Source organism: Brevibacterium sp. MGP-B1, assembly GCF_057766545.1.
Genome location: NZ_CM173407.1, coordinates 637912 through 650530, shown reverse-complemented (window position 1 = coordinate 650530; position 12619 = coordinate 637912). Strand labels below are relative to the sequence as shown.

Genomic DNA, 12619 nt, shown 5'->3' with positions numbered 1-12619 from the left:
AGGTCAGCCTCGCGTGGCCCGCGCGGTCTTCCGCTGCGCGTACTCGGCAGGGCTGAAACCCGTGACGCGAACGAAGTCCGTGCTGAAATGCGATTGGTCGAACCATCCGAAGTGTGCGCCGAGGTCGGCCAGAGTTCCGTCCCACCCGCGGTCGATCGCTGCGACCGCGTCGATGATCCGTGCCCTGGCCAAGACCTTCTTCACCCCGACTCCGCAGAAGCTGCTGAACATCCGCTGAAGCGTACGCTCTCCGATAGCGGTTCTCTCCGCGAGGATCTTCAGGCTCACGACTTCGGGGTCGGACAGGATGTCGAGCACCCGTTTCAACCGTTCGAACGACGGGGTCATCTGCGGCCGCCAGGACAGCAGCCAGCTTTCCACCGAGGCGGCCAATTCGCTGAAGTCGGGCGCCCCCGCTCTCTGCGACTGCGCAAACATCTCGGAGAGTCCGAGGTCGGCATCCAACCTCGGAAACCACAGTTCGGCTGGGACGGTCGAATCACGAATGCTCGCCGGCTTCGCCTCGGAGAAGGCCAGTGTCGCACCCGGTTGAAAGTTCACGCCGAAGACTCCGCCGCATCCGAAGATCCCCACGTCGAAGCGTCGCCTGGTGACCGGACCGGTCACCCATGCCCCGGGGCCGTCCACGTGCGCCCGTCGGCTGTTGCCGAACTCGAAGGTCAGATGGATGGTCGGTTCGGACAAAGTCGCCGTCTGATAGCTCTCGCCCTCCGGCAGATCCCATTCGACGGCCCAATAGCGTTTGACGAAGGGGCGCAGGCGCTCGGCGACGACACGAACGGACGAATAGCGCGCATGCTCGAGCATCTCCCCCGGCTTGAGCACACGTCCGAAGAAGTGCTGCGGCATTGACGCATTTTTCCTAGTGACGTCGTCATCCATGGCACAAGAATGTCAGACATGACTGAAACACAGAAGACCGACACCGCCGCGACCACCGGCGACAACTCCACCACAGCACCCGTCGCCACACTGGCGATGGTCACTCTTGACGCCCCGAACGCTGCCGTTCTCGGAGAGTTCTACTCTTCCGTCCTCGGCTGGCCCATCGCCTATTCGGACGAGAACTATGCCATGCTCACCGGTCCCAGCCATGCACTGGGCATCGGCACGATCCCGGACTACCAGAGACCGAGCTGGCCCGACGACGGACACAAGCAGTTCCACCTCGACCTCGCCGCCGACGACATCCATGCGGCAGCCGACCGCTGCGTCGAACTCGGAGCCACCCGGGCCGAACCGCAGCCCGGTGAGACCTGGGTCGTGCTCCTCGATCCCGCCGGTCATCCGTTCTGCATCTCGGACGCAGAGAACTGGGGCTGAGCATCCCCGCAGACCTGACAGCCGAGCCCTCAGCTCCGCCCGACCTTGTCCACTCGCACAATGTAGTGAGACCCATCGAGACCATCGACGAGGATCGTGGCCTCATGCTTCGCATTCCCTCCGGAGACGATCCAGTTGGGTTTGAGCACTCCGCGCAGACCGCCCGCCGGAGCGATCTCGATGCCCATTCCGAGCTTCACCGTCTTGACGACTTTCGCACGCGCCAATGATCGCGCGGTCCGCTCCGCCTCGTCCTGAGTCGGCAGCGGTCCCGACTGCTCGCCGATCAGACGGGACCACTCCGATGATCCCACCGTGGTGCCACGAGGGGTGAAGTCGGCGATCATGCCCCTACCCGACACTGCATTGACGAGCACATCCATGCGCTGCTCCGGCCCGGCTGCGCTCCGCCGGAGGAGTCCGCGAGTACGCACGTCGAGGGCAGCCCACCAGAACGGATGATGCACCGCTTGGACCTCGGCGAGTGCGTCAGGGAGTTTGCGCTGGAAGACGGCGAGCGCCTCGGCGGCGGTGACGTGCGGGTCCATCCGCACCGGATCCTCAGCCTGCAGTTCCGGGCCGACCGGGCGCCCGGTTCCGATCTCGGTGCTCATCTCAGGCGTCCTTCGGAACCTGGCCGGCCAGGGAATCGTTCTGACCGGTGAGCATGTGTGCTGGGATCGCGCCGATCTTGTCGGTCTCCTTCATCGTTTCGAGGACGTGGGCAGGCACCGGATGCGAACGTTGAGTGGCCAGGGAGACGAGGATGAGGGCCAGGGTCGAGCACACGATGCCGACTCCCATCGGGTCGACTCCGGTCACGTCGACGAGTCCCGTCAGCTGCCACACGACCGACGACACGGTTCCGGCGATCATCGACCAGATGGCTCCGGGCACGTTCGCCTTCTTCCACCAGGCGGCGGCGATGTAGACGGGGACGAACGCGGCACCGAGCACCGTTGTGGAGAAGATGACCACCTCGGCGACGGCCGGCGGATCGTTCACGGCGACGAAGTAGCCGATGATCGCCAGCACGAGGACGGTGAACCGGGAGACCCAGACGGACTGCTGGTCGGACATGTCCTTCTTGAAGAAGCGTTGGAACAGATCCTGGCTGGCGATCGTGCCCGACTGCAGCAGCAGAGCGTCGGCTGTGGACATGATCGCGGCCATGATTCCGGCCATGACGATGCCCACGGCGAAGTTCGGCAGCACAGTATCTGCGACTTCGAAGACCGCGAGCTCCGGATTGTCCAGGGTCGGCAGCAGGATGAGCGCCATGATGCCGACGATGTAGGGGGCGGGGATGAACAGCAGGTTGAAGCCGGTGGCGTAGAGGCTGGCCCGCCTGGCCACCGAGGGCCGCTTCATGGCCATATGGCTGACATTGACGTGCGGCCAGCCCATATAGCCGATGGAGAAGACGAGGACGGCGCCGACGATGACTCCCCATTGGACGGATTCGATCCCGTCCGGTCCCCACATGGTCAGCAGGTTCGGGTTGATCTGTCCGACCGCCTCGTTGCCGGCTGTCCACCCGCCCACGGCCTGCAGACATCCGATGAGGATCCACACCATGCCGATGAGCATGATGATCGCCTGCACGAAGTCGGTGTAGGCCACGGCGAGGTAGCCGCCGAGGAAGGTGTAGAAGACGATGACGCCGACCGCGATGAGCAGCGCCCAGGCATATGGGATGCCGGTGACCATCTCGAGTCCGCGCCCGCCGGCGATGAACTGACTCATCACGTAGAAGAAGATGCAGAACAGGGCGACCGGCGCGGCGATCGCGCGGATCCACTTCGACGGATATCGGTGCTCGAGGTACTCGATCGAGGTGAGCGACCCGAGGATTTGGGAGAGCTTGCGCATCCGCCGGCCCAGGATCGAGAGGTTGAGGACACCGCCGCCGATGTCGCCCATCGCGTACCACAGAGAGAAGTAGCCCTTCGTATACGCCAGCGATCCCGCACCGAGGAACATGTATCCCGACATCGACGACGACTGCAGGCGCAGAGCCGTGACCGCAGCGCCCAGGCTGCGACCGCCGAGCAGATATCCCTCGCTGCCCTTCGACCCGATCTTGAGCGTCCACACGCCGATCCCGGCCATGGCGACGAAGTAGATGACGAGGAACCAGGTCTCGATGTTCATGCCGCTCCCCCGTTTCCTTTCGCCGAGGCGGCTCCGCCGTCTCGTCCGTCCGCTCCGTTCGCGGCTCTCGCCAGGGCCTGATCCTCAGCCACGTCCTCGGCCTTCCAACCGCGGGAGAGGAAGACGAAGACGAGGGTGTAGATCACCCAGATCGCGGGGATGCCGACGATGATGACGACCGTCGCCGTCGGAAGACCGAACACATTGACCACCTCGTTGTGATGGGGGAATACAGATGATGTGAGTGAGATTACAAGTTATCGCGAAAAGCCTGAGACTGCCGCGCCGAGTTCGCATGGTGGGAATGCGGGCACGACTGTATCACCGAGTTGTCGGTCCGCTCTGCTTGACCGTTCCGCAGCGCGGCCTCACTCGACGGTGAACTGGCGCTCGTGGAGTCCCGTCGCTGCTCCCGGAATGGCGGGCCGGCGTTCCGAGGTCTGCACGTTGCCGTCCTGATCGACCGCGCGCACGCTGACCGTGTGCGTGCCGGTGCTCAGCCCCGCATGCTCACACCGCCACTGACGCCAGGTATCGGCGGTGAGCTCCTCGCTGAGTTCCGCTTCCGCCCAGTCGCCGTTGTCGATGCGCACCTGCACCTTCTCGATGCCTGTGTGCTGGGCCCACGCCATGCCTGCGGTGACGACCCGGTCGCCGCTCTTGGGCGTGACAGTGGCCCCGGGGCGGGGCACGTCGATGCGCGAGGCCACCAGCACGGGTCCGTGCGCGGCCCAGCCGCGCGTCGTCCAATATGCCTCTTTGTCCGCGAACCGGGTGACTTCGAGATCGGTCACCCATTTCGTGGCCGAGACGTACCCGTAGAGTCCGGGGACGACCAGGCGTGCCGGGTATCCGTGGTCGCGTGGCAGAGCATGACCGTTCATCGCCACGGCCAGCAGGGCCGCGCGATCGTCGGTGAGCACTTCGAGTGGGGTGGAGGCGGTGAATCCGTCATCGGAGCCCGAGAGCACCATGTCCGCACCGGAGCGCGGTTTCGCCCGGGCCAGCAGGCCCCGGATCGGATAGCCCAGCCATTTCGCATTGCCCACCAGGTCGCCGCCGACCTCGTTCGAGACGCAGACCAGGGTCACATAGTGCTCCTGGAGCGGGAGGTCGAGGAGTTCGGCCATCGTGATCGTGAACTCGTGCTCGACCATGCCGTGGACGCGCAGCATCCATGTTCCCGCGTCGATCGACGGCGGGAAGAGCGCTGTGTCGATGCGGTAGAAATCCTGGGTCTCCGTAACCAGCGGGGTCAGTCCGGGCACGTCGAGTTCCGCGCCGGTGGGAATCTCCGGCGCCGAGGCGGCCGGACGTGGGAGGACGAGCTTCGTCACCGTTCCTGCCGCACTGCGGGCCAGTGTGGCCGCGGACTGCCCGGCCGCGACGGCGGCGATGCCGACCGCGCTCAGTCCCGCAGCCAGCCCGAAGAAGGCTCGTCGCCCCGGTCCGGCCGGAGTTCGATGCTGCGTGTCAGTTTCCGCCTCCCCCGTATCGGCGCGAGTCTCAGTGCTTCCACCGGTGCGAGCCGGAACAGTCGCGAGGCGGAAGAGGACGAGGAAGGCTGCGGCCCCGACGGCGATTCCGCCGAGACTCGGCAGGGTGGCCACAAGCCCGGCGCCGGAGCTGAAGCCGACGACGGCAGGCAGCAGTCCGAAACCGATGAGCAGGACGAGCGCGAGACCGCGGCGGCGAGCGCCGATCCACCCGATGATCGCACCGCACCCTGCCCCTCCTGCCACGATGGTGATGACGAGGGCGAGTTTGTCGTGAGTGCCGAAGACCGCGATGGCGGACTTGATGAGCACGGTCGGCATCAGCGGGATGAGCGCCTGGCCGATGAGCAGAGCAGGGGCCGACGCCACGTCAAGGCTGCGGGCGATGAGTTCGGCCGTGCCGAAATATATGAGTGTCGCAACGACCCCGGCGAGCACAGAGGGCCACGTGCGCTGAGTGCTCCCCACCATGCCCTCCTTCTCCCCCATGCTCAGGCCAGGTTTCGACGCAGGCGCACGGCCGCCTCGATGAGGGCGCTGATGCGGTTCTCGCGATCGGGTTCGGGCAGTGTCCGAGCCGAACGCAGTCCGTGTTCGACGAGCACGACGACCTGGTCCGCGAGGTTCTGATCGCCGAGTTCCGGGACCGGCCGGGCCTCGGAGCCGATCCATGAGAATTCGGTCAGGGCCTCACGGATGACAGCACGTCTGCTCGGTGACGGTGGGGCCGCCTCGTCGAGTTGGGCAGTGGTCAGGGAGATGACCCGGATGCGCAGACGGCGCACTTCGGTCTCGAGTTCCGCCGCTGCCGTGGTCATGGACACATGATAGTCCTCGTCGATGGGAACAGCGGCGGAACCTCAGACGATGATCAGGTGTCGGCCACCCAGACGGTCATGGTCTCCTGATAGGTGTCCAGGGCTTCCGGGCCGTTGTCGCGGCCCCAGAATCCGGACTGTCGCAGTCCGCCGAACGGCGTAGCTTCGGTGCCTTCGCTGTAGCCGTTGATCGCGAGGGTGCCCACGCGGAGCCGGCTTGCCCACCACCGCACTTGGGCGATGTCCTCGCACCACACACTCGAGGCCAACCCATAGGGTTCGCCGTTGATGAGGTCGACAGCGTCGTCGCGGCTGCTGCGTCGCAGCAGCTGGGTGACGGGGCCGAAGATCTCGCCGCGGCCGAGTTCGCTGTCATCGGGCACGCCTTCGATGACGGTCGGCGGGTACCAGGTGCCGGTGTCGGGGACGTCGGCACGGGTGTTGAGGATCCGCGCTCCCTTCTCGACGGCTTCGTCGATCCAGGCGGTGATGCGGTCGCGGGCGCGGGTGTTGATCACCGGTCCGACGTCCGTTTCGGCGGCGAACGGATCGCCGACGGTGAGTGCCTCGGTCGCGGTGATGAGTGCGGTGCGGAATTCGGCGAACCTCTCGTCATCGTCGCCGACGTAGATCACCCGAGATGCGGCGGTGCAGTTCTGGCCGCTGGTGCCGAAGGACGCACCGGCGATGTCGGCGGCGATCGCCTCGAAATCCGTGGCGTGTGCGGAGTCGACGATGTAGCCAGCTCGACCGCCGAGTTCGAGGGACACCTTCTTGAGGTTCGACCGCGCTGAGGATTCGAGGAAGGACCTGCCGACGGGTCCCGATCCGGTGAAGGTGAGCACGTCGATGTCGTTGTGCAGACCCATCGCGGCGCCGATCCCTGAGCCGGTGCCGGTGAGGACGTTGAGGATGCCGTCGGGCACCCCGGCCTCGGTGGCGAGCTTCGCCAGATGGAGCGCACTGAGCGTCGAATCCTCGGAGGTCTTGACGACCATCGCATTGCCGGCGGCCAGAGCCGGGGCGACCTTCCAGCCGAGCATGGCCACGGGATAGTTCCACGGCAGAATCGCTCCGACGACTCCGCTGGGCACCTTCGTCACCCAGCCCCAGCCGTCGGGGTTCTGCAGGTAGCGTCCGTCATCGCGGGAGACGAGATCGGCGCTGAATCTGAGGTTCGCGGCGACATCGGGGACGTCTTCCTCGACGCTGCCGAGGGCGACTTTTCCGGCTTCGATGCCGTCGAGGTAGGCGATCTCTTCGGCATCGGCTTCGACGAGGTCGGCGAGGCGGCGCAGCACTCGCGCCCGCAGCTTCGCGTCTCCTGCCCAGTCGGCCTCGTTGAAGGCGGCGCGTGCTGTGGCGACGGTGTCATCGAGCTGCTCGACGCTGGCCGCGGAAAGGCTGCCGATGACCGTTCCGTCGCTCGGTGAGATGAGACCGATCTCGTCGCCGGTGCCGGTGACGGCGCGGCCGCCGATCCACTGTCCGACGTTGCCGTCGATGATGGCCCGCAGCGCGGTTCGACCGCGGTCGATGAGTGTGTTGTCTGCTGAAGTCGTGGTGCTCATGCTGCGTGTTTCCTCTCCAGTTCGGCGATCGCGTCGAGCAGCGACGCCAATGAGTCAGGGCCGGCTGTCGGCAGGGGTGGACGCACCGGTCCCTGTTCGCGGCCGGTTCGGCCGAGCGCCTGTTTGATGAGTGAGATGAAGGCGGAGTCGCCCTCGATGAGTCCGAGGGCATGCCCGAGGCTTCTCCACAGGTCGACGGCGCCGGCCCAGTCACCGCTGTCGGCCAGCTCCCACAGTCTCTGGCAGTGCTCGGGCAGCAGCCACGCCGAGGCGGCCACCCAGCCGCTGGCGCCCTGGGCGAAGCCCTCGAGGGCGATTCCGTCGGCACCGACGAAGATCTCGGTGTCCTCGCCGAGGCGGTCGCGCAGCTCTCGAATCCGTGTGGCTTCGCCGGAGGTCTCTTTGACGCTCCAGAGTCGGCCGGTGTCCTGGAGCGCGGCGAGGTGGTCCGGGAGCAGGTCGGTGCCGGTGGAGTGGGGATTGTTGTAGACCATGACCGGCACCTCGGTGGCGGTGAGCACCGGGTGCAAGGCGCCGATGACGGCGTCTGGTTCGAGTCCGCCGTAGAAGGGCGGGGTGACCATAACGGCATCGGCGCCCCAGCCGGCGGCCGCAGTGATCTGGGCCGACATCTCTGCCGGAGTGTAGGCCATACAGCCGATGACCACGTGCGCCCGACCGTCGACGGCGGAGACGATGGTCTTGATCTGTGCTTCCCGCTCAGCGGCGCTGAGTGCCAGCGCCTCCCCCGTGGCGCCGAGGCCGAGAAGCCCGGTCACTCCTGAGGTGAGCACCTCCTCGATGCGACCGCCCAAGGCGTCGAGGTTCTGGTCTCCCTCCTCGGTATAGGGGGTCGTCGGAACGGCGAACACGCCGCGCATCGGATTCGTCATCGAATCGTCCTCTCAGGCCATGAGGTCTTTGATCCGCCTTACAACGTTGAAGACGGTCCGCCGACGCTTCTCGTCGGTATCTCAGACGATAGGCAGAAAAGTGATCACAAGCAATGGGCAGCTCGCAACGGACGACGAAGGGCGGACCCCCTTCTCGGGGATCCGCCCTTCGTTCAGCATTCGGCCGCAGCCCACAGGTGTGGGGCGGTCACGTCTCTCAGTCTCTGAAGTAGGAGATGAGGCGCAGGATTTCGATGTAGAGCCACACGAGGGTGACCATGAGCGAGAAGGCGCACATCCAGGAGTACTTCTCCGGGATCTTGTGCTTGACGCCCTCTTCGATCATCTGGAAGTCCATGATCAGGGTCATCGCGGCGAGCACGGTGGCGACGATGCCGATGATGACGCCGAGGGGAAAGGTCATGCCGAACAGCGAGATCTCGACGCTGCGGGCGCCGCCGGAGCCGGTGAACATGGCGAAGAAGAAGTTGATGATCGAGAAGATCGCGTATCCGCCGACGGCGATCATCATGAACTTCATCATCTTCGAGCCGTAGCGCACGCCCTTGAACTTGAACAGGGCGAGCATGACGCCGAAGACGCTCAAGGTGGCGAGCACGGCCTGAACGACGATGCCAGGGAAGGCCGCCTCGAACATTCCGGAGATTCCGCCGAGGAAGACACCCTCGAATGCGGCATAGCCGATGATGAGAGCCTTGCTCGGTTCCTTCTTGAAGGCGTTGACGAGGCCGAGGACGAGCGCGATGATCGCGGCAGGCAGAGCCAAGATCGGCACGAGCCAGCCGACGACGGCACCGGCGAGGAGGATGGCGAAGAGCACACCGGTCTTCATCATCACATCGTCATAGGTCATCGCACGGTCGGCGACCTGGGGCCCGGCGTTGCGGTTCTCCGCGGCAGGCTGGTTGAAGAGGTTGTTGAGCTCCTGATCGGACATGACCGGCTGGTTGCGTCCGGCCTGGGCGCCCTGGTTGATCGCCCGGTTCATCATGGGGTTACTCACGGTCGAGATCCTTTCGATCTGAGTAGAATGTGCGCAGCCGGGAGGCTGCACAGATGATCGTTCACGGTCACAGTCTAACCGGACGGTCTGGACGGGAACTGAGGATCCCCGCCGACAGCGTCCGACGTTGCACGATCGTGATGCTGTGGTGGACAACACCTGATCGGGCGCGAGAATTCCCGGATCGGCCCATCGGGTGACCGACTCAGCCCATCTGATAGTGAGTGGCCGCGCCCGGTCCCCACGGAATTCCGGTGGCCCACCAGATGAAGAACAGCAGTCCCCAGAGGATGAACATAGCAAAGGACAGCGGGATCGTGAAGGAGAGCACCGTGCCGATTCCGGCGTCCTTCTTGTATCGCTGGATGAAGCCGAGGACGACGACGAAGTAGGGGCTCATCGGGGAGATGATGTTCGTCGTCGAGTCACCGATGCGGTAGAGAGCCTGGGTGGTCTCCGGGGAGATCGACAGCAGCATGAACATCGGTACGAGCACCGGTGCCATGAGAGTCCACAGCCCCGAACCCGAGGTGAGGAACAGCGCGCCCAACGCCACGAGCAGCCATCCGCCGAGGAGGATGACGAACGGTCCGGTGTTGAGCGCCCCGAAGACCTCGGCGCCCTTGATCGCCATGATCTCGCCGAGGTTGGACATCTTGAACAGCGCGAGGAACTGGCTGGCGGCGAAGAACAGGACGATGACCGGCACGAACGGCAGCAGCCCCTTGCCCATCATCTCCGGAATGTCTGCGGTGTGCTTGATCGATCCGGTGGCGTAGCCGTAGACGATGCCGACGATGAAGAAGCCGAAGCCGATGATCGCGGCGATTCCGGCCATCAGACCCGATTCGGGACCGAATCCTCCGGCTTCATCGCGGAGGAAGGACCCGGTGGGCCAGGCGAGGGCGAACAGCACCGCCGCACAGATGACGATGGCGACGACGGCGATGATGATTCCGCGCTTCTCGTTGGCGTCGAGGGCCATCTTGACGTCGAAGTTGTCCGGGTCGTCGTCGGTCTCCTCGTCGAGTTCGATCTGGTCGGCTCGCTTGGACAGGACCAGCTCGGTCACCAGGGTCACCGCGGCGGCGACGACGAACATGGAGATGAAGTTGAAGTAGAAGTTCGCGACCGGGCTGACGGAGTAGTCGGCGTCGATGATCTGTGCGGCAGAGGTCGACAGTCCGCCGAGGATCGTGTCGAGCGAGTTGACCATCGGAGCCGCCGAATAACCTCCCGAGGTCGCGGCATAGGCGACGAGGCAGCCGAGCAGCGGATTGCGGCCGACTGCTTTGAACGCGAGTCCGCCGAGCGGAATCATGATCATGTAGGACGCGTCCGAGGCGATCGACGAGGCGGTTCCGGCGAGGGCCACGATGAACGTGATCCACTTCGGCGAGGCACCGGCGATGGTTCCGCGCAGCATCGCCGGGATGAGTCCGGACTGCTCGGCTACGGCCACGCCGATGAGCACGATGAGCACGAGGCCCAGCGGCGGGAAGGTGACGAAGTTGTTCGTTGCCCCCGCAACGATCTCACGCAGCGACTCGGTGGAGAAGAGGTTCGTCACCGTCACTTTCTCGTCCGTGGCCGGGTTGACGGCGTTGAGCCCGGTGGACGCGAAGATCGCCGAGAGGATCATGACGATGACGGCCAGCGAGAGGAACAGCCAGAACGGGTGTGGCAGTTTGTTGCCGGCCTTCTCGATGATGACGAGGACGCGCATCAGCCAGCTCAGCTCGGAACTGTCTTTCCTCTTCTCTGCGGTTGCAGGTGTTGTGCTCGACATCGGTTCTCCTCGGTCGGGGTGGCACTGGCGAATGTGTTGAGCCGGATATCGCTCATGTGAGAGCGATCACCTCAAGGTGCAAGTCTCATGGACAATCGGCGTTGTGTCGCGGGAATCTCATATTCCGGATATTCGGAGGTTGCCAGACTCACCTGTCCCCCGCCGAGGCGGTCGTGCGGTTCCGTTCTCACCGACGTCGGTGAATGTGCGAGAGCGCCGACCGCAGGTGTCTGCGCTCGGCGCCCTCTCAGCCGGCAGGCGACTCAGCACCTCAGATAAGGGTGGGCCGCCTCGGCGATATCAGCGTTCGAGGTCGCCGCGGATGAACGCTTCGACGGCCTCGTGGGCGGCGTCGTCGTCCTGCTGCTCCGGGGGCGACTTCATGAAGTACGAGGAGGCGGAGATGAGGGCTCCGCCGATTCCGCGGTCGAGGCCGATCTTCGCCGCACGCACCGCGTCGATGATGACGCCGGCGGAGTTCGGCGAGTCCCACACCTCGAGCTTGTATTCCAGGGACACGGGAGCGTCACCGAAGTTGCGGCCCTCGAGGCGGACGAAGGCCCACTTGCGGTCGTCGAGCCATTCGACGTAGTCGCTGGGTCCGATGTGGACGTCGCGGTCGGACAGCTGGGCGGAGGTGTTCGAGGTCACGGCCTGAGTCTTCGAGATCTTCTTCGACTCGAGGCGCTGCCGCTCGAGCATGTTCTTGAAGTCCATGTTGCCGCCGACGTTGAGCTGGTAGGTCCGGTCGAGGACGACGCCGCGATCTTCGAACAGCTTCGCCATCACACGGTGAGTGATGGTCGCACCGATCTGGGACTTGATGTCGTCGCCGACGATCGGGACTCCGGCGGCACGGAACTTCTCGTCCCATTCCTTGGTGCCGGCGATGAACACGGGCAGGGCATTGACGAAGGCAACCTTCGCGTCGATCGCGGCCTGAGCATAGAACTCGACGGCCTTCTGCGAACCGACGGGCAGGTAGCACACGAGCACATCCGCCTCGGCGTCCTTGAGAGCCTTGACAACGTCGACGGCCTCGCGGTCGGATTCGACGATCGTGTCGCGATAGTACTCGCCGAGCCCGTCGAGAGTCGGTCCGCGCAGGACCTCGATGCCTGTCGGCTCCACATCGGCGAGCTTGATGGTGTTGTTCTCGCTGGCGGTGATCGCCTCGGCGATGTCGACGCCGACCTTCTTGCCGTCGACGTCGAAGGCGGCAACGAAATCGATGTCACCGACGTGATAGTCCCCGAATTCCACGTGCATAAGGCCGGGAACCTTCGTCCCGGGCGACGCGTTCCGGTAGTACTCCACGCCTTGGATCAGGGACGAGGCACAGTTGCCCAATCCGGCAATCGCGACTCGAATCGATTTCGTTCCCACAATTCTCCTTTGTCTGTTTGGGTTTCACCGAGCGGCGGGAGTGTCCCACGCGGGCGGTTTGCCCTCTAGGGCTTCGCTTCGGCCCCAACTATCCATAATAATCTCCGCGTCAAAATGCCGGACACCGGCATCCGATCGCGACAG

Annotated in this window: 12 protein-coding genes; 1 reads left to right on the top strand and 11 read right to left on the bottom strand. The window is 64.9% G+C overall.

Going from position 1 to position 12619, the window contains the following annotated elements:
- Positions 1-3 precede the first annotated feature (3 nt).
- A complete protein-coding gene (locus AC3CD9_RS03010; protein ID WP_488366212.1) occupies positions 4-870 on the bottom strand; it encodes a DUF6597 domain-containing transcriptional factor in 867 nt (288 codons plus the stop codon).
- A gap of 51 nt (positions 871-921) precedes the next feature.
- Between AC3CD9_RS03010 and AC3CD9_RS03005 the strand changes: the two genes are divergently transcribed.
- On the top strand, positions 922-1344 hold the full coding sequence (locus AC3CD9_RS03005; RefSeq protein ID WP_488366211.1) for a VOC family protein: 423 nt from the start codon (positions 922-924) through the stop codon (positions 1342-1344).
- A 29-nt stretch (positions 1345-1373) separates the two neighbouring features.
- Here AC3CD9_RS03005 and AC3CD9_RS03000 read toward each other — a convergent pair whose 3' ends face one another.
- The 10 genes from AC3CD9_RS03000 to AC3CD9_RS02955 all read right to left on the bottom strand — a co-directional run bounded on the left by AC3CD9_RS03000 (position 1374) and on the right by AC3CD9_RS02955 (position 12475).
- Positions 1374-1958, bottom strand: a complete 585-nt coding sequence (locus tag AC3CD9_RS03000) for a hypothetical protein (protein WP_488366209.1) — start codon at positions 1956-1958, stop codon at positions 1374-1376.
- 1 nt (position 1959) lies between these two features.
- Positions 1960-3498 carry a sodium/proline symporter gene (locus tag AC3CD9_RS02995; RefSeq protein ID WP_488366208.1) on the bottom strand — a complete coding sequence of 513 codons (1539 nt, stop codon included), beginning with the start codon at positions 3496-3498 and terminating at the stop codon, positions 1960-1962.
- Complete coding sequence (locus AC3CD9_RS02990; RefSeq protein WP_488366207.1) at positions 3495-3701, bottom strand: hypothetical protein; 207 nt, start codon at positions 3699-3701, stop codon at positions 3495-3497. The genes AC3CD9_RS02995 and AC3CD9_RS02990 overlap by 4 nt, the downstream gene beginning before the upstream one ends.
- A gap of 165 nt (positions 3702-3866) precedes the next feature.
- Complete coding sequence (locus tag AC3CD9_RS02985) at positions 3867-5465, bottom strand: molybdopterin-dependent oxidoreductase (protein ID WP_488366206.1); 1599 nt, start codon at positions 5463-5465, stop codon at positions 3867-3869.
- Between the two features lie 20 nt (positions 5466-5485).
- Positions 5486-5812, bottom strand: a complete 327-nt coding sequence (locus AC3CD9_RS02980) for a hypothetical protein (protein ID WP_488366205.1) — start codon at positions 5810-5812, stop codon at positions 5486-5488.
- 53 nt (positions 5813-5865) lie between these two features.
- Entirely contained in the window at positions 5866-7383 is a 1518-nt protein-coding gene (locus tag AC3CD9_RS02975) for an aldehyde dehydrogenase family protein (protein WP_488366203.1), read from the bottom strand.
- Positions 7380-8276 (bottom strand): dihydrodipicolinate synthase family protein, encoded by an 897-nt coding sequence (locus tag AC3CD9_RS02970; RefSeq protein WP_488366202.1) that lies wholly within the window; start codon positions 8274-8276, stop codon positions 7380-7382. Before AC3CD9_RS02970 ends, AC3CD9_RS02975 begins: the two co-directional genes overlap by 4 nt.
- 217 nt (positions 8277-8493) lie before the next feature.
- Positions 8494-9288, bottom strand: coding sequence for a Bax inhibitor-1/YccA family protein (locus AC3CD9_RS02965; RefSeq protein WP_488367493.1), 795 nt, complete (start codon positions 9286-9288; stop codon positions 8494-8496).
- Positions 9289-9505: 217 nt separating this feature from the next.
- Positions 9506-11089: an AbgT family transporter gene (locus tag AC3CD9_RS02960; RefSeq protein WP_488366200.1), complete on the bottom strand. Its 1584-nt coding sequence runs from the start codon at positions 11087-11089 to the stop codon at positions 9506-9508.
- 300 nt (positions 11090-11389) lie between these two features.
- Positions 11390-12475, bottom strand: coding sequence for an inositol-3-phosphate synthase (locus AC3CD9_RS02955; protein WP_101545123.1), 1086 nt, complete (start codon positions 12473-12475; stop codon positions 11390-11392).
- Between the last annotated feature and the right edge of the window lie 144 nt (positions 12476-12619).